Below are 21740 nucleotides of genomic sequence, written 5' to 3' on the forward strand. Positions count from 1 at the left end.
GGGAGTGCAGGACACGGCCGGGGCGTGCCGGGGCACGACTCGGTCGCGCCGGGACAGGACGCGGGACTGCCGGGACGCGACGGGACCGGGCGGACACGCGGGACGTGACCGTTGCCGGCCGGGCGCCGTCCGGGGGAACGGCGCCCGGCCGGCCATGGCGGGATCTGTGGGATACGTGTCGATATCGCCCTGGCAGCGGCCCGCTCCCGGCGGTGATCCTGGAACCAGCCGCGCGGCCCCGGTCCGATCCCGCCCAAGGAGACACATCATGAGCAGCGCAGATCTCGACGTGAAGGTCCCCGACACGGTCCTCGCCCGCGAGGCCACCCAGCTCGTCCGGGACACCACCAGCGACCTCATCTACCACCACTCGCGTCGCGTGTACTACTGGGGCAGCCTCCAGGGACACAACCGCGATCTGAGCTTCGACCCGGAACTCCTCTACATCGGCGCGATGTTCCACGACGTCGGACTCAGCAAGGAGTTCCACCACAGCGGACACCGCTTCGAGGTGGACAGCGCCGACGAGGCCAAGCGGTTCCTGCAGGCCCACGACCTGCCCGCGGACAGCGTGCGCCGGGTGTGGACCGCGATCGCCCTGCACACCACGCCCGGCATCCCGGAGTTCATGGAACCGGAGGTCGCCCTGGTCACCGCCGGCGTCGAATACGACGTCCTCGGCATCGGCTACGACGACGTGTCCGAGACCGACCGGGCCGCGATCGTCGCCCTGCACCCGCGCCCCGACTTCAAGCGGCGGATCCTCGCCGCCTTCGCCGAGGGCATCCGCCCCAAGCCCGGGACGGCCTTCGGCAACGTCAAGGCCGACGTCCTCGAACGCTACGTACCCGGATTCGAACGCGGCAACTTCGTGGACACCATCCTGGAATCGGCGTGGAAGGAGTGACATCCCGGCCCGCCGCCGGCCGCCGGGCCGTCGCCGTCGTCGCCTTCGACGAGGTGCAGCTGCTGGACGTCTGCGGTCCGGTGGAGGTGCTGACCACGGCCAACTCCTACGGCGCCGACTACGACGTGCGGGTGGTCTCCCCGTCGGGGGACGACGTGCGCACCTCCTGCGGCGTACGCCTCGGCATCGACGGCGGGCCCGGCAGCCTGCCGCCGTCCCTGGACACCGTGATCGTCGCCGGCCGCCGGGACTGGCGGCGGGCCGTCGCCGACACCGGACTGGTCACCCTCGTGGCACAGTTGTCCGCGCGCGCCGGGCGTACCGCCTCGGTGTGCGCGGGAGCCTTCGTGCTCGCCGCCGCCGGACTGCTCGACGGCCGCCGCGCCGCCACCCACTGGGAGCTCGCCGCCGATCTGACGGCGGCGTTCCCGCGGGTGGTGGTGGAGGCCGACCCGCTGTTCGTGCGCGACGGGGACGTCGTGACGTCGGCAGGCGTCTCCGCGGGCGTCGATCTGGCGCTTTCCCTGGTCGAGGCGGAGTGCGGGGCCGGCACGGCACGCGACGTCGCCCGGCGACTGGTCGTCTTCATGGCCCGGCCGGGCGGCCAGTCCCAGTTCAGCGCACGGATGGTCGGCGACCACGCGGACAACACGGCGGTGCGCCGGGTGATGGACACGGTGGTGGCGGACCCGGCCGCCGCCCACGACCTGCCCACCCTGGCCGGCCGGGCCGGCCTGAGCCCCCGTCACCTGGGCCGGGTCTTCCGCGCGGCCACCGGCCTGACCCCGGGCCAGTACGTCGAGGCCGTCCGCGCCGAGGCCGCCCAGGCGCTGCTGGCGGACGGCGAGCGCAGCGTCGAGGAGATCGCGCACCTGGCCGGGTTCGGCTCCGCCGAGACCCTGCGCCGGGTCTTCCAGCAGCGGCTGGGCGTTGCTCCCACGGCCTACCGCGCCCGGTTCCGGACCACCGCAGTGGGCTCGCCCACCACGGTGACCGCGGGCCGGTGATCCGTCCGTGCCCGGGCGACGAGCGGCCCCGGGCACGGCACACGAGGGCGCCGGGCTCCCCTGCGGAGCCCGGCGCCCTGATACGGAGCCGGCGCCCTGGTCCGTGCGGGCGGTCCGCCCCTCCGGCGCCCGCTCCGCGCCTTCCGACCGGCGCCGCCGCACGGCGCTCGGCGGGCACCGCCCTCGGCTCACAGCATCCGGCGACGGCGCCCCAGCCAGGTCTGGGCCACCACGACGACGGCCAGGAACGCACCGCTGACCACCTGCTGGTAGGCGGAGTCGAGGGAGCCGATCTGATTGATGACGTTCTGGATCACCTTCAGCAGCAGCACCCCGACCAGCGACCCGCTGACGAAGCCGAACCCGCCGGTGAGCAGCGTGCCGCCGATGACGACGGCCGAGATGGCCTCCAGCTCCATGCCCGAGCCGAGGATGGTCACGCCCGACACCAGCCAGGCCGCGTTCAGCGCCCCCGCGAGCCCGGCGCACAGGCCGGACAGCGTGTAGACGGCGATCTTCGTGCGGGCCACCGGCGCCCCCATCAGGGCCGCGGCGTCCTCGTTGCCGCCCACCGCGTACACGTACTGCCCGAACCTGGTGCGGCGCAGCACGACGGCGCCCAGGACGAAGAGCACCACCGTGATCCACACCGGCACCCCGACGCCGAGCAGCGAGCCCTGGCCGAGCGTCGCGAAGAAGGAGTCCTTGTCGACGAGATACGTGCGCGAGCCCTCGTCGGTGACCGCCAGGAGGATGCCGCGGGCACCCAGCATGGCGGCGAGCGTCACGATGAACGGAGCGAGGCCGGACCGCGCGATCAGCAACCCGTTGACCAGGCCGATCAGCCCGCACCCCGCGAGCGGCAGCAGCAGCGCGGCGGCCGTGCCGTACTGGGACCCCCAGGCCGCCAGCACACCGCCGAGGGCGAACAGCGAACCGACCGACAGGTCGATCCCGCCGGTGACGATCACGAACGTCATGCCCAGCGCGACCACGGCGAGGAACGCCGAGGACAGCGCCATGTTCTCCAGGTTGTCACCGGTCAGGAAGGTGTCGAAGCTGAGCGAGGCCACGACCATGGCGAGCAGCAGGGTGACGAGCGCGCCGTGCTGCTGGGCGAGGGCGCTGAGCCGTTCGGCCCGGCCGGGACCGCCCGGCTCGCCGGCGTCCCGGTGGACGGTGTCGGACGGCATGCCGGCCTCCGTGGTCCCGGTGGTCATCGCTTCCCCCGTTCACGTGCCGCGTAGACGGCGGCGACGATCACCACGGCCTGCGCGATCTGCGTCCACGACGGCGGCAGGTCGTGCTTGACCAGCGTGGTGGTCAGCAACTGGATCAGTACGGCACCGGCGACCGTGCCGCCGATGCGCACCCGGCCCCCGGACAGCGGCGTGCCCCCGACGACCACCGCGGTGATCGCCGACAGCTCCATCAGGGTGCCCAGCGAGGTGGGGTCGCTGGCCGACAGCCGCGCCGTGGCGAGCACGCCCGCGACCGCGGCCAGGGCGCCCGAGCAGACGTACACCACGACGAGCACCCGGCGGACCGGCAGCCCGGCCAGCCGGGCCGCCGGCCGGCTGTCACCGATGGCGAGCAGTTGCCGTCCGAACGTGCTGCGTCGCACCACGAAGGCGACCAGCAGGGCCAGGGCGGCGGCGATGAGCACGAGATGGGGCACGCCCAGCACATCGCCGGAGCCGAGCGCCGCCATCCCCGGGTCACGCACGTCCTTGAGCTGGGGGAGCAGCACCAGCGCCAGGCCGCGCGCGGCCACCATCAGGGCGAGCGTGGCCACGATCGGCTGCACGCCCACGAACGCGACCAGTGCTCCGTTCGCCAGCCCCACCAGCACACCGCCCGCCACCGCCACCAGCGCGGCGAGCCACGGTCCGTAGCCGAGGTAGAGCGAGAGCAGCGAGGTGGCCAGCGCCATCACCGAGCCCACCGACAGATCGACGCCCTCCGTGCCGATCGCCAGCGCCATGCCCAGCGCGACGATCAGCACCGGGGCCACCTGGACGGCCTGGGTGCGGAAGTTCTCGGCGGAGGCGAAGTGCGGCGTGAAGACGAAGTTGAACAGCAGCAGCACCAGTACACCCGCGTAGACGCCGTACTCCTGCGCCAGCCGCAGGAGGCGGGCGCGGTCGAGTGAGCCGCGGGCGACGGCGAGTTCAGTCATGGGTGCCTCCGTCGGGTGCGGCCGCGACGGCCCGCAGCAGCGCGTCCTCGGTGACGGCCCCACCGGTCAGCTCGTCCACCACCCGCCCGTCCTTGAGCACCATGACCCGGTCGCTGCCCTCGATCAGCTCCTCCGTGTCGGACGAGATCAGCAGCACGGCGAGGCCGTCCTCGGCGAGTTCCTCGATGAGCGCCTGCACCTCCGCCTTGGCGCCGACGTCGATCCCCCGGGTCGGCTCGTCGAGCAGCAGCACCTTCGGGTGCACGGCGAGCCAGCGGGCCAGGAGGACCTTCTGCTGGTTGCCTCCGGACAGCTCGCCCACCTTCTGGTGCGGGCCCGCCGACTTGATGCGCAGCCGCCGGACGAAGGTGTCGACGACCCGGTCGACGCGCGCGTCGTCCACCAGGCCGAACCGGGAGAGCGCGGGCAGCGCGGCGAGCGCGATGTTCTCCCGCACCGAAAGACCCGGGACGATCCCCTCGGCCTTGCGGTCCTCCGGCAGCAGACTGATGCCGGCCCGGATCGCGGCGGGCGGGGAACCGCCGCGCACCGGCGCGCCGCCGACCGAGACCCGGCCGGTGTCCGTCGGCAGCACCCCGGCGACCGCCCGCGCGGTCTCGCTGCGGCCCGAGCCGAGCAGCCCGCCGAGGCCGACGACCTCGCCCGGCCGGATCGACAGCGACACGTCGTGCAACTGGTGCCGGACGGTCAGGCCCTCGGCCCGCAGCACCGGCTCCGCCTCGGCGTGATGGGAGCCGGTGAACTTGGTCAGGCCCTCACCGCGCACCTCGCCGACCTCCCGGCCCAGCATCAGCGAGACCAGCCGCAGCCGCTCGAGTCCGGCGAGCGGACCGGTGTGCACCACCCGGCCGTCGCGCAGCACGGTGACCGCGTCGCAGATCTCGTACAGCTCGTCCATGCGGTGGCTCACATAGACCACGGCGACCCCCCGGTCGCGCAGCATGCGGATCACCTCGAACAGGGTGCGCACCTCGCGTGGTTCGAGGGACGAGGTGGGCTCGTCCATCACCACCACGCGCGCGTCGACGGCGACGGCCCGCGCCAGGGCCACCATCTGCTGGGCGCCGACGCCGAGTTCGCGCAGCGGGCGGCGCACGTCCACCCGGATGCCCAGGGCGCGCAGCGCCTCGTCCGCCTCCCGGCGCATGCGCCGGAAGTCGATCAGGCCGAACCTGCCGCGGGGTTCGCGGCCCAGGAACAGGTTGCGGGCCACGCTCATCAGCGGGACCAGGTTGACCTCCTGGTAGATGGTGGAGATGCCCGCCTGCTGGGCTTCGAGCGGGGTGGTGAAGCGGACGGCGCCGCCGTCGTAGCGGATCTCGCCGGAGTCCGGCGGGTGGACGCCGGTGAGCACCTTGATCAGCGTCGACTTGCCGGCGCCGTTCTCCCCGACGAGGGCGTGCACCTCACCGGCGCGGGCGGCGAAGTCCACGCCGTCGAGCGCTCGTACGCCGGGGAAGACCTTCGACACCCCGGAGACCGAAAGCACGTCAGTACGCCTTGCCGAGGTCGGACCCGGCGTTGGCCGAGGTGTACGCGCTGTCCTCGATGACGATGTTCTGCGCCACGGCATCGCCCTTGGTGAACGTGTCGAGGGTCTGGAAGGCGAGCGGCCCGAAGCGCGGGTTCGACTCGATGACCCCGTCGATCCAGCCGTCCACGATGCCCTGCACGGCGTTGCGGGTGCCGTCGATCGTCACGATCTTCACGTCGCCCGGCTTCTTCCCCGCGCCCTTGAGGGCGTTGACCGCGCCCAGCCCCATCTCGTCGTTCTCGGCGTAGATGCCCTTGATTCCGGGCTTGGACTGGATCAGGTTCTCGGTGACCGACTGGCCCTTCTCGCGGGCGAACTCGCCGGTCTGCCGGAACACCACCTTCAGACCGGGCGCCTTCTCCTTGATCCGGTCCTCGAAGCCCTTGGTGCGTTCCGTCGTCACGTTGTTGCCGGCCGCGCCCAGCAGGATGGCGATCTCGCCCTTGCCGCCGGTCGCCTCGATCATCCGGTCGGCGGCCCGCTTGCCCTGTTCCACGAAGTCGGAGCCGATGAAGCTCACGTAGTCCTTGCACGCGGCGGCGTTGATCTTGCGGTCGACGGTGACGATCGGGATGTGCTTGGCCGCGGCGGCGCGCAGCACGGGCTCCCAGCCGTCCGAGTTGAGCGGCGCGATCACCAGCAGGTCGGCGCCCTTGGCGATGAGGTCCTGGACGTCGCTGATCTGCTTGGAGAACTGGGACTGGGCGTTGGCGGTCAGGAGCTTGACGCCGCGCTTGGCCGCCTCCGCCTTGATCGAGGCGGTCTCCGCGATCCGGAAGGGGTTGGCCTCCTTCTCGGACTGGGAGAAGCCGACGGTGGCGGACTTGAGGTCGATCTTGCCGCCGCCGTACGCGTCGATGGCGCAGGTGGGCCCGGAGGCGCTGGGCGAGGCGACCACCTGGCCCGAGTCTGCCTGTCCGGTGGCGGCCTTGTCGGACGGGGCGGTGGAGTCCTCGGACTTGGTGCATCCGGTGATCAGGGCCAGGCCCGTGACGAGGCCGGTGGCGAGAAGGGTCCGTGCCGCAGCACGGGAACGGAGTGACGTGGGCTTCATGAGAGTCCCCAAACGGCGCGGCCCCGGCGCGGCGAGCGCTCACGGGGATGTCGGCTCTTGCGGTCACACAGGCGTGCACGTCGTTCAGGGGAGGTTTTTACATCGTTGGAATGGCTGTGTAAACCCTTCCGTCCGAAATCCCGGCCGGTCCGTCCGGGCCGCCGGTCAGCGTCGGCCCAGCGTGCTCTCCCGCTCCACCAGCCGGAATTCCGCGGTGAGTTCACGTCCTCCCGGGTCCTGCCGGCCGGAGAGACTGCGCAGCAGCGAGGCCACCGCGAGCCGGGCGATGGCCTGTTTGTCGGGGGAGACGGTGGTCAGCGAGACGGCTCCGAAGCGGCCCTCGGCGATGTCGTCGAAGCCCACCACGGCGACGTCCCAGGGCACCCTCAGCCCGCGTTCGTGCAGCACCCGCATGGCGCCGATCGCGATCAGGTCGTTGTAGGCGAAGACCGCGTCGGGCCGCACGCCCGCGTCGAGCAGCTGTGCCATGGCCCGCGCGCCGTCGTCCCGGTCCCAGCCGCCCACCGGCACGACCAGGTCGTCCGGGGCCGGCGCCCCGGCCGCCGCCAGTTCGGCCCGCCAGCCGTCCAGGCGCAGATGGGCGGGGCGGTTGGCGGAGTCCGTGCGGGCGCCGAGAAAGGCGATCCGGGTCCGGCCGCGGCCGAGCAGATGGCGCACCGCGGTACGGGCCGCCGCCACGTTGTCGATCGCGATGTGGTCGAACGGCAGGTCGTACTCCCGCTCGCCGAGCAGGACCAGCGGCACGTCGTCGGTCCGGCCGCGCAGGTCCTCCGCCTCCAGCTCCAGCGGGCTGAGGATCAGCCCGTCGATCACTCCGGCGCTGAACCCCTGGCTGACCAGCAGCTCCTGTTCGCGGTCGCCGCGCGTGTGGTCGAGCAGGACCGTGAACTCGTGCTCGGCGGCGGCGTCGATCACGGCGCCCGCCAGTTCGGCGAAGTAGGGGTTGCCCAGTTCGGGGACGGCCAGCGCGATGATGCCGGTGCGGCCCTTGCGCAGATGGCGCGCGGTGAGGTTCGGACGGTAGCCCAGTTCGTCGATGGCCGCCTGCACCCTGGCCCGCATCGCCGGGGTGACGTGGGGATAGTTGTTCACGACGTTGGACACGGTCTTGATCGAGACGCCGGCGCGTTCGGCCACGTCCTTCAGGCTGACCCGCAAGGGATCTCCTCGGCATCGACGGGTGCTCCGGGACGGAGCTTTTGTCATGGACCTGGACAGCGGCTGAGAGCCGTGCTCTCATGCCAACTGCCTCTGCTTCCAACGTTGTACAGACTGAAGCACCGAGCCGCCACCCTTCCTCAGTCAAGGAGGATTCGTGCGCATCAGACCGATCAGAGACCGACTCGTCCTGCTCGTCGCCGCTGTGCTGGGGGCCGCGGGCCTGGCCTCCGCACCCGCCGCGACGGCCGCGGAGGACCCCGTCGAGGTCCACGGCCTCAAGGGCGAGTACTACACCCAGTCCGCGCCGGGCGCCTTCGATTTCGACCAGCTCAAGGCGACCGGATTCGACCCCCAGCTGGACTTCGACTCCCTGGAGTCCCGGCTGACTTCGGCGACCGGACGGTCGGACGACGTCAGCGTCCGCTGGACCGGCCGGATCGTGCCGGAGAAGACCGGCCCCACCACCTTCTCGATCACCGGCGACAACGGCTTCCGCCTGTGGGTCGGCGGCAGCCTCGTCATCGACCACTGGGTCGACGACTGGGACCGCGAACAGACCTCGGCCCCGGTGGAGCTGACCGCCGGGCAGTCCTACGACGTCAAGGTCGAGTACTTCGAGCACTACGGAGGCTCCAACCTGCACGTCCGCTGGACCCCGCCGGACGGCACCAAGACGGCGATCCCGCAGTCGGCGTTCCGGCTGCCCGAGGGTTACGCCTACGACGGTGCCATCGGCACCACGGTCCTGGGGGACGGCAGGACCCTCCGCCTCGACTTCGCCCAGGCGCTCGCCGCGCCGCCGGCGACGGTCACCGACCACCTGGACGCCGTGATCGGCGGTGCCAGCTGGCCGCTGGGCAAGGCCCGCCTCGACCCGGCCGACGACAAGTCGCTGCTGGTCGCGCTGGAGAAGCCCGTCGTCGGCAACAAGACCGGCACCGCGCGCGGCACCGCCGACGTCCGCTACGACGGGGCGGGCCGGCTCACCGGTGCGGACGGCAACGTTGTCAGCCCGTTCTGGAGCAGCGGCGCCAACCAGTCCACCTACGAGCTGAGCACCTCATGGGGCGCGGACGTCACGCCGGCCAACGCCCACCGCGAGTACCCGAGGCCGCAGCTGACCCGCGGCGACTGGCAGAACCTCAACGGCAGTTGGCAGTTCGCCGCGGCCAAGGCCGGTGAACAGCCGCCGGTCGGCCGCGACCTCGCCGAGCGGATCCTCGTCCCCTATCCCGTCGAGTCCCAGCTCTCCGGGCTCGAACGGCACGAGGACCGGATGTGGTACCGGCGCACCTTCACCATTCCGGCCGGCTGGAAGATCGGCTCCGGCAAGCGCCTGCAGCTGAACTTCGGCGCGGTCGACTGGCGCACTGAGGTGTACGTCAACGGCACCAAGGTCACCGAACACGAGGGCGGCTACGACAAGTTCAGCGCCGACATCACCGACGCCCTCAAGCCCGGCCGCACCCAGGAACTGATCGTCGGCGTCTACGACCCGACGGACGCGGCGAACGGCGAGAACCCGCCGCTCGGCAAGCAGCGCCTGGACCCCAGCGGCATCTGGTACACCCCGACCTCCGGCATCTGGCAGACCGTCTGGCTGGAGCCCGTCGCCGCCGACCACGTCGACTCCCTCAAGCTGACTCCGGACGCCGACGCGGGCACCCTGACCGTCGAGCCGAAGGGCGTGCGGGACGGACTTCCGGTCACGGCGACGGCGTACGCCGGGAAGCGGGCGGTGGCCACCGTCACCGGACGCAGCGGCTCCGCGCTCACCCTGAAGATCCGCGACCCGCACCTGTGGTCGCCGGACGACCCGTATCTGTACGACCTCAAGGTGGCCGTCGGCGCCGACCGCGTCGGCAGCTACTTCGGCATGCGGTCCATCGCGGTCGAGAACGTGGGCGGCACCCCCCGCACCGTCCTCAACGGCGAACCGGTGTTCATGATGGCCACCCTGGACCAGGGTTTCTGGCCGGACGGCCTGTACACCGCGCCGAGCGACGAAGCGCTCGCCTACGACCTGAAGATGCACAAGGCGATGGGCTTCAACGCGGTCCGCAAGCACATCAAGGTCGAGCCCGACCGCTGGTTCTACTGGGCCGACAAGCTGGGCCTGATGGTGTGGCAGGACATGCCGGCGATGACAGCGGGCAAGAACCCTGACACGGCCTCCCGCGCCGAGTACGAGCGTGAGATGAAGCAGATGATCGACGAGCACATCAGCAGTCCGTCGGTCGTCATGTGGGTCACGTTCAACGAGGGCTGGGGCCAGTACGACATGGCCCGCATCGCCGACCAGGCCAAGGCATGGGACCCGACCCGGCTGGTCAACAGCATGTCGGGCCTCAACCTCGGCGCGGACGGCGGCACCGGCGACATCATGGACGAGCACGGCTACCCGAGTCCCGCACTGCCACCGCATCCGGACGGCGAACGGGCCCTGGTCAGCGGTGAGTACGGCGGCCTCGGCCTCGCCGTGCCCGGACACGCCTGGTCGGTGCAGCAGTCGTACGTCGACGTCGACCCGGCCACGTACACCGACGACTACCTCGCCAAGCTCGACGAGGTGCGCGCCCTGGCCTGCCGGGGCGGCAACGGCGCGGTGTACACCCAGATCTCGGACGTCGAGGGTGAGCTGAACGGGCTGCTCACCTACGACCGCAAGGTCGTCAAACCCGATGTGCGGCGGCTCAAGGCGGCCCAGGAGGCGTTGATCCACGACGCGTCCCGGGCGACCCCCGCGAACTGCGCCTGACACCCGGGCCGCCCGGCGCGCGCTTCCCCGCCCGCCGGGCGGCCCCGGGCCGCTTCCCGTCCTCACGGCCGACACCACCTTGGCCGTGGCGAACCCCTGGGCACCCTGATCGGAACCCTGTACCGGGGCGGGGCCGCGCGCCCCGCCCCGGCACCCGTGCTCTTTGCGGAATCGGCAACGAAGTTTCCCGGTCCGAAGCCGGGCGGTGCAGGCTCTCGCCAGGGGCGGCGGCCGGTTCCGCCCGCCCCGGCCGGACCGCGCCGATCCACCAGGAGGCCCTGATGACCGAGATGCCCACCGTGCGACCCGACGAGTTCTGGGAGAGCAGGTACCGCCAGAGCGACCGTGTCTGGAGCGGCCGGCCCAATCCGCTGCTCGTCCGTGAGGTGACCGGGCTGTGCCCCGGCACCGCCCTCGACCTCGGCTGCGGCGAGGGCGCCGACGCGGTGTGGCTCGCCTCGCGCGGCTGGCGGGTCACCGGCGCCGACATCTCGGCCACGGCACTCGACCGCGCGGCGGCGCACGCCGAGCAGGCAGGGGTCGGCGACCGCACGGCCTGGGAGCGGCACGAACTGGGCCCGAGCTTCCCGCGGGGCGAGTACGACCTGGTGAACGTCCAGTACCTGCAGTCCCCGGTGGAGCTGGACCAGCGTGCGGTGCTGCGCCGGGCCGCCGGCGCGGTCGCCGAGGGCGGCACGCTCCTCGTCGTCCTGCACGCCGGCTGGCCGTCCTGGCAGACCGAGCCGCCGTTCGCGTACACCTTCCCCACCCTCGACGGCGTCCTCGACGATCTGGCGCTGCCCGAGGGGAGCTGGACCGTCGGGACGCTGGAGGCGGTGCGGCGCTCCAGCGCGTCACCGGACGGCGCGGAGGGCTTCCGCGACGACAACGTGTGGCGCCTGCACCGCACCCGCGACTGACGGCCGCCGGCATGCGGCACGTCCGCTTGTGCGCGGATGCGGATCAGGCTAGGCGAAGCGGCCCTCGACGACCCGCTTCGCCGCCTCGCTCTCGGCCGCGGCGGGGGAGAGTTCGCTGAGCGTGTCGAGGTCGGTGTCCTCGCGCAGCTCCTGCTCCCAGGCGGCCGCGAGCCGTTCCTGCTCGTCGTGGGGCTGCTGCCGGACCCGCTCCCGGTCGTGGGGGCTCAGGGCGGTCAGGAAGCGCTCCAGGGTGTCGATCGGCATCCGGTTCTCCTTGGTCACGAGGGTGTCGGTGCCTCTGCGGGCACCGTCCCAGAGTGATCGGTGCCGGCCCCCGTCCCCGGGAGCTGCGGCCCGCTCGGACCCGAATGGAGCACCGGGCCGCTGCGGTCACCTCTCGATGGGCTCCGTACAGGCCGCGCCGTCCGGCAGATGCGCCTTCGCCCATGCGCCCAGTTGCCGGAGCGCGGGCTCCAGGGCGGCGCCGGACTCGGTCAGCCGGTAGGAGACACGCAGCGGTGGTCCCTCGTCGACCTCGCGCACCACGAGCCCGGCGGCGCCGAGTTCGGCCAGCCGGTCGGAGAGCATGCGTTCGCTGATGCCGGGGATCGCCCTGCGCAGCTCGGCGAAGTAGGTGGGCTGTTCCACCAGCACGGAGACGATCGGGCCGTTCCAGCGCTTGCCGAGCAGCTGGAAGACACGCGTGATCCCGTCATCGACCTGCTTGCACGTTTCCGCGTCGTGTTTCTGCACCGCCGCCATGCGGCCATGATACTAGCTCTCCGTTGGGGGATGAAAAAAAGTAAGTCCATGTGTTAGATATAGCCGAGTACGAAAACTCAGCTCGCGGTGGAAGCCGCGGGCACGTTCCCCTGGAGACACGCATGGCCACCCTGCTGCACATCGACTCGTCCGTCTTCCCGAGCGAGGCGTCCGCCTCCCGAGCGGTGACGGCGGTCTTCCGCAAGAGCTGGCAGGAGCAGCACCCCGACGGAACGGTGATCTACCGCGACCTCAGGGCCGAACCGGTTCCGCACATCACGGCGGCGGGCCACTCCGCCGGCTACACCGACCCGGCCGCCCACACGCCCGAGCAGGCGAGGGACTTCGCCGTGCGGGTGAAGCTGATAGAGGAACTGGAGCAGGCGGACGCGGTGGTCCTCGGCGCGCCGATGTACAACTTCGCCATCCCGTCGACGCTCAAGGCATGGCTGGACAACGTGCTCCTCATCGGCCGCACCGCGGGGGAGAACCCCTCGGCGAAGGGCACCCCGGTCACCGTCGTGGCCAGTCGCGGCGGTTCCTATGCGCCGGGCACACCGCGCGAGAACTACGAGTACGTGCAGAACTACCTGTCGGCGATCCTCGCGGACGGCCTCGGGCTCGACGTCGACTTCATCGTCCCCGAGCTGACCATGGCTCCGCACAACCCGGCCATGGCCGAGCTGATCCCGCTGTTCGAATCCTCGCGCGAGCGTGCTCTGCGGGACGCGTCGGACAAGGCGAAGGCCCTCATCGAGCGTCTCGTCGCGTAGCCGCTCCCGGCCGCGACATGTGTGGTGCGGCCGTACGGGTGTGAGAGCGGCGGGCTGTGTGTCTGTCTGCGCGTTTTCTGGTACCGGGTGGTACCAGGGGGTGTGTCAGGCGTCGCCGTCCGGCGTGTCACCCACGGCCTCGGCGGACTTCGCGGACGCCGCTTCGACGAGCGAGTACAGCACCGAGCGCTGCTCCTTGTGGCGCTGGATACGGCCCTTGGCGACGAGCGCCTCCAGAGTGTTGCGCACGACCTGCGGGGTCGGGGTCCGCTCGGGGTGCTCCCGCATCAACTCGGCACGCAAGTCCTTGGCGAGACAAGGCTCGTCGTGCGTGCGCAACAGGTCGAGGAAGACATCCCCGAGCAGTGGCTTGCGTGCCTTCACCTGCGCGGAGGCCCGGGTGGACTGCTTCTTCCCGGGCTCGGGGCCCGCGGCCGTGCGCGTGGTACGGCGCCGGGGAACCGCCGGCGCCGCCGGTGCCGCGGCGGCGGGAACCAGGGCGGGCTCGTCCCGCGCCTGCTGCGGCAGGGGCGTGCCGTCCGACGGAGCGCCGTCCGAGGGCGCGTCGAAACGCTCGGTGACGTCGAGGATGTTCCGCAGGAGGACCTCCTCCTGCTTCAACGTGGCGATCATCTCGGTGAGTTCCTGCTGCCGGCGCCGGTTGTCCCGCAGATCCGACGCGGCCTGCTCGACGTAGCGGGACCGGACCGAGGCATCGGTCGATTGACTGGGCACAGCCGTTCCCTCCTTGGAGACGATGGATGCTGGTGCGCATGGTACCGATCCACTGACGCGGTATTGGCAGGTGTGAGGCCGCCGAGGCGGAAACACCCGTGCACGGCACTCGATCGAGCTACGGGCGGCATGCGGTAGGCATGTCGCCCGTCGGCGTGCATGTCCGTCGGAGAGACCTCACCGGACGTCCGACGTCAGCCGCAGTTCGCGGCCCGGCCAGCGCTGCCGCAACCAGCGGTCGTGGCTGGCCAGGACGATGGCGCCGGGACCGGTGCCCAGGGCCTCCTCCAGTTCGTCGCACAGCCGTGGCGACAGGTGGTTCGTGGGTTCGTCGAGCAGCAGCAACTGCGGTGGGCGGGCCACCAGGAGGGCCAGCGCGAGCCGGCGCCGCTGGCCGACGGAGAGGTGTCCCACCGGCTTGTCCAGGTCGGCCTCGTGCAACAGCCCCAGTGACGACAACGGGACCGCCTCCGCCCGTTCGGCGCCGAGCGAACCCTCGTAGGTCTCCTGGGCGGTGCGGTCGGGCCGGTCGAAGACGGTGTCCTGCCGCAGCAGCCCCACGGTCAGACCGGGCCGCCGCCGCACCTCGCCGTCGGCGCCGAGCCGTCCGGCGAGCACGGCCAGCAGGGTCGACTTGCCCGCCCCGTTGTCCCCGGTGACCAACAGCCGTTCGGTCGCCGCCACGTCGACCCGGGGCACGGCGAGCCGGCCCGGCACCCGGACGTCGCGCAGCGACACGAGGGTGCCCTCCACCGGGTCGCCCGCGAGCACCGGATACCGCAGGCGCAACTGCCGCGGCGGCTCGGCGACCTGGGTGCGTTCCCGTTCGTCGAGCCGCCGGGCGGCGTTGCGCACCCGGCGTGAGACCTGGCTCTGCACCCGGCCGCCCCGGTGGCCGTAGCCCATCTTCTCGTTGTCGCGCGGGCCCCGGTCCGGCGCGACGCGATGCGCGGTGACCCCGGCCGAGTGGCGCAGGGCCGCCAACTCCTCCTGCTCCTCGGCGTATCGCTGCTCCCAGCGTTCCCGTTCGGCTTGTTTCTCGGTCAGGTAGGCGCTGTAGTTGCCGCCGAAGCGGACCGGGCCCTCCGGCGCGGGATCGAGGTCGATCAGGTCCGTGCACACGGCGTCGAGGAACGCCCGGTCGTGGCTGGCCAGCACGACCACTCCGGGCAGGCCGCGCACCTGTTCCTCCAGGAAGGCGGCGGCGTCGTCGTCGAGATGGTTGGTCGGCTCGTCCAGCAGCAGCGCCGTGGGCCGCCGGAGCAGCAGCGCGGCGAGGGCCAGCCGGCCGCGCTGCCCGCCGGAGAGCGAGCCGAGCGTGCGGTCGTGCGGGATCTCGCCCAGGCCGAGCCCGCCGAGCACGATCGCGGCACGCCGGTCCGCGTCCCAGGAGTCCCGTTCCTGTGCCAGTTCCAGTTGCCGGCCGTACTCCTGGAGGAGTCCGGTGTGGTCGGGGTGGGACTCCGGGGTGTCGGCGAGCCGCCGGGTGAGGTGGTCGAGCCGCGCGAGATCGTCCCGGGCCTCGCGCAGGGCGTCGTCGAGCACGTCGGCGAGCGTCGACACGGCGTCGTACGGCATCTCCTGGAGCAGATACCCCAGGTCGGCGGGGCGTACGACGCTGCCGGAGTCGGGTCGGTCGGTTCCGGCGAGCAGGCCGAGCAGGGTCGACTTGCCGACGCCGTTCTCCCCGATCAGACCGATGCGGTGACCGGGGGAGGCGGTGAGGGAGACACCGTCGAGCACACGGCGGGTGCCGAGGGTGCGGACGAGGTCGTGGGCGAGCAGCGCGGGCTGCACAGACATGGGGGTCCACCGGAGGTGTGAGGGGTGAGGGTGCCCGCCGGGCTGCTGCCTCGGGTGCGGGCACGGCCGATGAGCCGGCGCTCACACCTCGGGCGCCGCCGTCTCCACCAGCGCCCCGCCCTCCAGTCGCAGCCGGCGGTTCACGCCGATCTCGGCGAGGAACCGCTCGTCGTGGCTGACGACCACGAAAGCGCCCTGGTAGGAACCGAGCGCGCTCTCCAGCTGGCCGATGCTGACCAGGTCGAGGTTGTTCGTCGGCTCGTCCAGGAGCAGCAGGTTGGGGGCCGGTTCGGCGCACAGCACACAGGCCAGGGTGGCCCGCAGCAGTTCCCCGCCGGACAGCGCCGCCACGGGCAGATGGGCCCGCGCGCCGCGGAACAGGAAGCGTGCCAGCAGGTTCATCCGCTCCGCCTCCGTGCGGTGCGGCGCGTACGCGGCGAAGTTCTCGGCGACCGTCCGGCCGGTGTCCAGCAGGTCGAGTCGCTGCGAGAGATACGCGATGCGGCCGTCGGCCCGCTTGATCCGCCCCGTCTCGCCGTCGAGATCGCCGCTGATCAGGCGCAGCAGGGTCGACTTGCCCGCGCCGTTCGGTCCGGTCAGCGCGATCCGTTCGGGGCCGCGGATCGTGAGCTCGACGCCGTCCCCGGCGAACAGCGCCCGGTCGCCGTGCCGGACCTGGAGGCATTCGCCGAGGAAGACGGTGCGTCCCGCCGGGACACCGGTGTCGGGCAGGTCCAAGGTGATGCGCTGCTCGTCGCGCACGGCACGCCCGGCCTCGTCCAGCCGGGCCCTGGCCTCGCTGACCCGGGAGGCGTGCAGCTGACCCGACCGGCCCGCCGACTCCTGCGCGCTGCGCTTCAGGTTTCCGGCGACGATACGCGGCAGGCCCGCGTTCTTGAGGTTGCGGGCGGCGTTGCTCGCCCGCCGCTCGGCGCGCTCGCGGGCCTGCTGCATCTCCCGCTTCTCCCGCTTCAGCTCCTGTTCGGCGTTGCGTACGTTCTTCTCGGCGACCTCCTGCTCGGCCTTCACGGCTTCCTCGTACGCGGTGAAGTCGCCGCCGTAGAAACGCAGTTCACCGCGGTCGAGTTCGGCGATGCGTTGCAGGCGGTCCAGCAGCGCGCGGTCGTGGCTGACCACCAGCAGACAGCCGGTGAAGTCGTCCAGCACGTCGTAGAGCTTGTGCCGCGCGCCCAGGTCCAGGTTGTTGGTGGGCTCGTCGAGCAGCAGCACGTCGGGGCGCCTGAGCAGCTGGGCGGCGAGGCCCAGCGAGACGACCTGGCCGCCGCTGAGCGTGCCGAGGCGCCGGTCCAGGTCGAGATCGCCCAGGCCGAGCCGGTCCAGCTGGGCGCGGGTGCGTTCCTCGATGTCCCAGTCGTCACCGATGGTCGTGAAGTGCTCCTCGCGCACGTCCCCGGACTCGACGGCGTCCAGGGCCCTGATCACCTCGGCGACGTCCAGCACCTCGGCCACCGTCAGGCCGCGGGTGAGCGGAAGGCTCTGCGGCAGGTATCCGAGTGTGCCGGAGACGGTCGACGACCCGGAGGTCGGCCGCAGCTCACCGGCGATCAGCCTGAGCAGGGTGCTCTTGCCGGAGCCGTTGGGCGCGACCAGGCCGGTGCGGCCGGCGTCCACGGTGAAGGACAGGTCCTGGAAGACCGGGGTGTCGTCGGGCCAGGAGAAGGACAGGTGCGAGCAGACGACGGAAGCGTCGGACATAGGAAACCTCTGGGGAGGAGAGGGCAGGTAGGTGTCACTGCCCGGGGCAGACAAGGGAAGAAGGCGACGACGATCCGGCCACGTCGGCGGCGCTCCACTGCGCCCACCGGTGGCCGATCAGATCCGGGTATCACCCGGAGATGTCGTCGTCACCCGCCATGTCTGGTCTCCTCAGAAACGATCAAAGGTGCCACCGAGTGTAGCAGTCCGACGGGGCGGATTCGGCGGAGTCCGGGCTCGTCACTCTTTCAGCAGGTGGCGAAATCAGGGTGTGCAGTGCATCACCGGTCGGACAGGTGATCGCGCTTGGCGAGATGGTGCGGTCCTGGTTGGAATATCCTGCGAAGCGCCGGTGGTTCGCAGGAACGGCCACGGCGGACGCCGGTGAACCGCGCGTGGGGCGGGGCACGGGCGGCGGCGGTGCGCCGGAGTTCCGGACACGGAAGAAGGGTGACGTGTGATGAGCGACAACGAGCAGAAGGCACTGCTGGCCGGTGGCTGCTTCTGGGGCATGCAGGAACTGATCCGCAAGCAGCCGGGAGTCCTGAAGACCAGGGTGGGTTACAGCGGCGGCGAGATCGCGCATCCGACCTACCGCAATCACGGCAACCACGCCGAGTCGATCGAGATCACCTTCGATCCCGCCGTGACCGACTACCGCACCGTCCTTGAGTTCTTCTTCCAGATCCACGACCCGAGCACGAAGGACCGGCAGGGCAACGACCTGGGGGCCAGCTACCGCTCCGCCATCTTCTACCTCGACGACGAGCAGCGGCGGATCGCCGAGGACACCATCGCCGACGTCGACGCGTCCGGGCTGTGGCCCGGCCCGGTGGTCACCGAGGTCGTCCCGGCCGGCCCGTTCTGGGAGGCCGAACCGGAGCACCAGGACTATCTGCAGCGCTATCCGAACGGCTACACCTGCCACTTCCCGCGCCCCAACTGGCGGCTGCCCAAGCGCGCGGCGTGACACCCGCGGCGGCGGTGCCGTGGGCGCCGTGGCGCGGACGGGCGCGGCCACGGGCCGCCGTACGGTCCGCGGTCGCCGGTGTGCCCGTTCGCGGGCCGGCATGCGCACTCCGGTGAAGCCCGGCCGAAGGAGCCCACTGGTCGGCGCCGGGAAACGGACTGGCGGGTCCGGGACCTTCCGCTCCGGTGGGCCGGGGCGTGCGGCGGCCGGGTGGGGGATCCGATGGCCGCGCGGGGGCCGGGGAACCGCCTGACCGGGAAACGCGTGTCCAGGCACGGGGTGCCCGGTCCGGTCATCCACGGCCGGGGGGCGCGGCCGTGGAGGGGGTGCAATGGCTTGGGGGCCGCGGTCGGACAAGGCCGACCGGGAGGCGCTGGAGCGGGCGCTGGGGGCGGCCCGGCGGCACGGGCTGGGCGGGCACGTCATGACGCAGGGCCTCGGCAGCCGGATCACGGGACTCGGATGCGTGTCGGCGTTGGTCGCGCTCGTCCTGCTGCTGCCGGGCACCGGCCCGCTGGCCGGACCGTACGGCGGGCCGGCCAAGGCGGTCGCGACGGCACTCGTCGTGCCGGCGATCGCCCTCCCCGTCGTCGCGATCCGGGTCGAGGGCGGGCTCGCCCACCGGGACACCCGGCTGCACGTCTTCGACGGGGGGCTCGTCGTCACCGGGCCCGAGCGCACCGTACCGTGCGGCCGGCCGGACTTCCGGATCGACGAGCGCGTCGAACACGGCTCCTACGGCAGTGCGGGGCACGGCTTCACCGCGCGCCGGCTGCACCTGTCCGCGCACGGCGCCCCCCTGTGGCGGCTGAACGCGAACAACCGCCGCCCGGCGCCTCCGGCCCGCCGCGGCGGAGGAGCCGTTCTGGGCTCGGTCGCCCGGGGCTACGGGCCTACGCGGGCGGCGCCGCCTCCCTGGGACGGGGAGACGGCGCCGCTGTGCGCTTCTGCGGACGTCAGACCAGCCAGCCGATGAAGTGGACGAGGCCGGCGAGGACGTCGGTGAGAAGGTTCATGATCGTGCTGCTCCTTGCGATGTGACTGTCATGTGGGACCTGTGCGTCAACTACGGTCTGCAGCCCGTGCCTTGCACACCGTAAGTATCGTTCCGCCCCGAGCGCCCCGGTGGTCTCCTGAGCGACGATCACCTGTTCCAGGGAACAACTGATCCCCTGTTCGGATTGCCGCCGGCCCCCGCGCTCGGCCCCCGCGGCCCGTCGCCTCGTTCCGCCTCGTCCCGCCGTTCATGAGCCTTCGTGTGCTTCGTGAGCCTTCGTGCGCTCAGATTCCGTCGCACACCCGAGAGTTGACGGCCCATTAGGGTCCGTACGGTTGGTCGGCCGTGCGTTCCGCTTCCATCATTGTCATGCCCCTGCTGCTTCTGTCCGTGGCGGCAGCTTCCCTGCGGAGTGGAATGCACCGCAGACTCGCCACCGGCCTCGCCGCATCGGCGCTCGCCCTGATCACCGTCACCGTCACCGCCACGGCGGCCGACGACGCCCCGCGGACAAGCCCCAGGTGCTCGCCAGTTGGACGCAGACCAGCGCGTCAGTACCGCTCCGACCAGGCATACGGCGACGGCTGGCAGTACCCCGGTCCCGAGTCCGAGGACCCGGCGCGCACCCCCACCGGAGACGCCCAGGAACGGTGGCTCATCGACGGCTGGCACCGCTCCCGGGCGCTGTGGTACGTCGTGCCCCAGCAGGTCACCTTCTCCCGCCGGTACAACACCACGACCCTGCCGTCGAAGGTCTCCGTGGACTCCTGGGACGGCTATCCGGCGTCGCGGGAACGCGTGCTCGCCGGGGCCGCGGCCGTGGACAACCTGATGGTCCTCACCGGCGACGTGCACGTGCACTACGGCTTCGACATCAAGCGGGACTTCGCCGACCCCGCCTCGCGCACGGTGGGGACGGAGATCGTCACGTCGTCGGTCACCAGCGGCGGCAACGGTTCGGCGCGTCCGTCGAACTGGGCCACCTACCTGGCCGCCAATCCGCACCTGTAGTTCTACAACGGGCAGCGCGGCTACGCGACCGTGGCCCTGGCACAGGACCGGGCGCACATCGACTTCAAGACGGTCTCCCAGGTCACGGCCCCGGGGGCGCCCCTCACCACCGCGGCGTCCTTCGTGACGGAGGCGGGCGACCAGGGGCTGAAGCCGGCGTAGGCGCCGCGTCGGCCGGGCCGTGGTGGGGTCGGTTTCGTCCGCCGGGGGCTGGTCGCGCAGTTCCCCGCGCCCCTTCGGGGGTGCTGTCGGCGGTCGACGGCGAAGGCTGCTTCCCTTACGGTTCAGGCGCGTCAACGAGCCACTTCCGCACGGTGGTCGAAGCTCCCCCAGTTCCAGCGGAACCCAGCAGAGGAGATCTTCATGGAAACGCGACGCAACGGCAGCGAGGGCGTCGACCGGCGCGGTCTGCTGCGCGGCGCGGCGGGCGTGACCACGGCGGCGGGCCTCGCACTGGCCGCCGGTCTCGGGCCGGCCGGGCCTTTTCCTACGGCTGGAGCCGCACCCTCCAACAGGGCCTCACCGGCGCGGATGTGACCGAACTGCAGATCCGGTTCGGCGGCTGGGCCGCCGCGAGCGCCCAGCAGACCTGTATCGCCTGGGACGGTGCGTTCGGGCCCGCCACCGACGGCGCGGTCAGACGCTTGAAGTCCGCGTACGGGCTGACCGCCGACGGCGCCGTCGGCCCGCAGACCCAGAGCGTGCTCAACGGCCTGGAGAACGCGGACGGCTCCACGGCCCACTTCGACTGGAGCGAGTTCTCCTCCAAGGACGGCTCCGGTCTCGGCGGCGGCAAGGTGGGTTCCGCGCAGGCCAAGGAGAACGTACGGCGGTTGATCTACAAGCTGGAGGCGGTGCGCAGGAAGGCCGGGAACAGCGCGATCACCGTCAACTCCGGTTTCCGCAGCGTCGCGCACAACTCGTCCGTGGGCGGCGCCGCCAACAGCATGCACGTGTACGGCGTCGCCGCCGACATCGTCGTCGCGGGTCACACCACGCTCCAGGTCTACCGGATCGCCGAGACCTGCGGTTTCTCCGGCCTGGAGGCGTACACCCACTCCTGGCAGCACGTCGACAGCCGGGTCCAGTACCCCTCGTACGGCTCGGGGGCGTGGTGGTGGGAGAGCGGCGTGGTGTGACCGCCCTGGCCTGACCGCCGTCGGTGCCGGTCCCCCCGCACGGGGGGCCGGCGCCGTTTCGCGTCGGCGGCCGAGGGGCGTCGCGGCGGGGTTCCGCGGGCCGGGGCGGGCCGTCGCGCAGACCGCCATCCGGGTGATCTACGGCCCGCCCCCGCAGCCCGCGTCGCCAGGAAACACCAGGTCAGCGCGGGTCGGCGGGGCGCCGTGGGCCTCAGGCGGAGTGGCAGCCCGACGGTGGCCGACCGAAACTGACAGAGCGGTTCGTGATCAGG

The 21740-nt window shown here is 71.9% G+C and carries 19 protein-coding genes and 1 pseudogene; 10 read left to right on the forward strand and 10 right to left on the reverse strand.

Going from position 1 to position 21740, the window contains the following annotated elements:
- Positions 1-268 precede the first annotated feature (268 nt).
- Entirely contained in the window at positions 269-907 is a 639-nt protein-coding gene (locus tag ACFY2B_RS28740; RefSeq protein WP_390765965.1) for an HD domain-containing protein, read from the forward strand.
- Complete coding sequence (locus ACFY2B_RS28745) at positions 895-1914, forward strand: GlxA family transcriptional regulator (protein ID WP_390765966.1); 1020 nt, start codon at positions 895-897, stop codon at positions 1912-1914. Before ACFY2B_RS28740 ends, ACFY2B_RS28745 begins: the two co-directional genes overlap by 13 nt.
- A 188-nt stretch (positions 1915-2102) precedes the next feature.
- On the opposite strand, the gene ACFY2B_RS28750 is transcribed toward ACFY2B_RS28745, so the two are convergent.
- The 5 genes from ACFY2B_RS28750 to ACFY2B_RS28770 all read right to left on the reverse strand — a co-directional run bounded on the left by ACFY2B_RS28750 (position 2103) and on the right by ACFY2B_RS28770 (position 7881).
- Positions 2103-3107: an ABC transporter permease gene (locus ACFY2B_RS28750; protein WP_390766070.1), complete on the reverse strand. Its 1005-nt coding sequence runs from the start codon at positions 3105-3107 to the stop codon at positions 2103-2105.
- Positions 3108-3130: 23 nt separating this feature from the next.
- The gene (locus ACFY2B_RS28755) at positions 3131-4093 is read right to left on the reverse strand and encodes an ABC transporter permease (RefSeq protein WP_390765967.1); all 963 of its coding nucleotides are present in this window, start codon (positions 4091-4093) and stop codon (positions 3131-3133) included.
- A complete protein-coding gene (locus ACFY2B_RS28760) occupies positions 4086-5603 on the reverse strand; it encodes a sugar ABC transporter ATP-binding protein (RefSeq protein WP_390765968.1) in 1518 nt (505 codons plus the stop codon). The genes ACFY2B_RS28755 and ACFY2B_RS28760 overlap by 8 nt, the downstream gene beginning before the upstream one ends.
- 1 nt (position 5604) lies before the next feature.
- Entirely contained in the window at positions 5605-6702 is a 1098-nt protein-coding gene (locus ACFY2B_RS28765; protein ID WP_390765969.1) for an ABC transporter substrate-binding protein, read from the reverse strand.
- Between the two features lie 165 nt (positions 6703-6867).
- Positions 6868-7881, reverse strand: coding sequence for a LacI family DNA-binding transcriptional regulator (locus ACFY2B_RS28770; protein WP_390765970.1), 1014 nt, complete (start codon positions 7879-7881; stop codon positions 6868-6870).
- Between the two features lie 157 nt (positions 7882-8038).
- Here ACFY2B_RS28770 and ACFY2B_RS28775 point away from each other — a divergent pair, with 157 nt between their 5' ends.
- Together ACFY2B_RS28775 and ACFY2B_RS28780 are read left to right on the forward strand one after the other, a co-directional pair.
- Positions 8039-10642, forward strand: coding sequence for a PA14 domain-containing protein (locus tag ACFY2B_RS28775; protein ID WP_390765971.1), 2604 nt, complete (start codon positions 8039-8041; stop codon positions 10640-10642).
- Positions 10643-10923: 281 nt separating this feature from the next.
- A complete protein-coding gene (locus ACFY2B_RS28780) occupies positions 10924-11562 on the forward strand; it encodes a class I SAM-dependent methyltransferase (RefSeq protein ID WP_390765972.1) in 639 nt (212 codons plus the stop codon).
- Positions 11563-11610: 48 nt separating this feature from the next.
- Here the strand turns inward: ACFY2B_RS28780 and ACFY2B_RS28785 are convergent, their stop codons facing one another.
- Positions 11611-11826, reverse strand: coding sequence for a hypothetical protein (locus tag ACFY2B_RS28785; RefSeq protein ID WP_390765973.1), 216 nt, complete (start codon positions 11824-11826; stop codon positions 11611-11613).
- Between the two features lie 126 nt (positions 11827-11952).
- On the reverse strand, positions 11953-12324 hold the full coding sequence (locus tag ACFY2B_RS28790; RefSeq protein ID WP_390765974.1) for a winged helix-turn-helix transcriptional regulator: 372 nt from the start codon (positions 12322-12324) through the stop codon (positions 11953-11955).
- Between the two features lie 122 nt (positions 12325-12446).
- Between ACFY2B_RS28790 and ACFY2B_RS28795 the strand changes: the two genes are divergently transcribed.
- Positions 12447-13097: an FMN-dependent NADH-azoreductase gene (locus ACFY2B_RS28795; protein ID WP_390765975.1), complete on the forward strand. Its 651-nt coding sequence runs from the start codon at positions 12447-12449 to the stop codon at positions 13095-13097.
- 105 nt (positions 13098-13202) lie between these two features.
- Here ACFY2B_RS28795 and ACFY2B_RS28800 read toward each other — a convergent pair whose 3' ends face one another.
- From ACFY2B_RS28800 to abc-f, 3 genes are all read right to left on the reverse strand, one after another.
- On the reverse strand, positions 13203-13832 hold the full coding sequence (locus ACFY2B_RS28800; protein ID WP_390765976.1) for a hypothetical protein: 630 nt from the start codon (positions 13830-13832) through the stop codon (positions 13203-13205).
- Between the two features lie 177 nt (positions 13833-14009).
- On the reverse strand, positions 14010-15635 hold the full coding sequence (locus ACFY2B_RS28805; protein ID WP_390765977.1) for an ABC-F family ATP-binding cassette domain-containing protein: 1626 nt from the start codon (positions 15633-15635) through the stop codon (positions 14010-14012).
- Between the two features lie 81 nt (positions 15636-15716).
- Positions 15717-17351: a ribosomal protection-like ABC-F family protein gene (gene abc-f / locus ACFY2B_RS28810; RefSeq protein WP_390765978.1), complete on the reverse strand. Its 1635-nt coding sequence runs from the start codon at positions 17349-17351 to the stop codon at positions 15717-15719.
- A 460-nt stretch (positions 17352-17811) separates the two neighbouring features.
- On the opposite strand from abc-f, the gene msrA reads away from it, so the two are divergent.
- The 5 genes and pseudogenes from msrA (at position 17812) to ACFY2B_RS28835 (ending at position 21468) form a co-directional block, all read left to right on the forward strand.
- A complete protein-coding gene (msrA, locus tag ACFY2B_RS28815; protein WP_376532195.1) occupies positions 17812-18321 on the forward strand; it encodes a peptide-methionine (S)-S-oxide reductase MsrA in 510 nt (169 codons plus the stop codon).
- A gap of 331 nt (positions 18322-18652) precedes the next feature.
- Positions 18653-19297, forward strand: a complete 645-nt coding sequence (locus ACFY2B_RS28820) for a hypothetical protein (protein ID WP_390765979.1) — start codon at positions 18653-18655, stop codon at positions 19295-19297.
- Positions 19298-19867: 570 nt separating this feature from the next.
- Positions 19868-20491, forward strand: a pseudogene (locus tag ACFY2B_RS28825) (alkaline phosphatase D family protein); the annotation flags it as partial.
- 201 nt (positions 20492-20692) lie between these two features.
- A complete protein-coding gene (locus ACFY2B_RS28830) occupies positions 20693-20866 on the forward strand; it encodes a hypothetical protein (RefSeq protein WP_390765980.1) in 174 nt (57 codons plus the stop codon).
- Positions 20863-21468, forward strand: a complete 606-nt coding sequence (locus ACFY2B_RS28835) for a D-Ala-D-Ala carboxypeptidase family metallohydrolase (RefSeq protein ID WP_390765981.1) — start codon at positions 20863-20865, stop codon at positions 21466-21468. Before ACFY2B_RS28830 ends, ACFY2B_RS28835 begins: the two co-directional genes overlap by 4 nt.
- Positions 21469-21740 lie beyond the last annotated feature (272 nt).

Origin of the sequence: Streptomyces sp. NPDC001270 (genome assembly GCF_042896695.1) — a bacterium.
GTDB lineage: Bacteria > Actinomycetota > Actinomycetes > Streptomycetales > Streptomycetaceae > Streptomyces.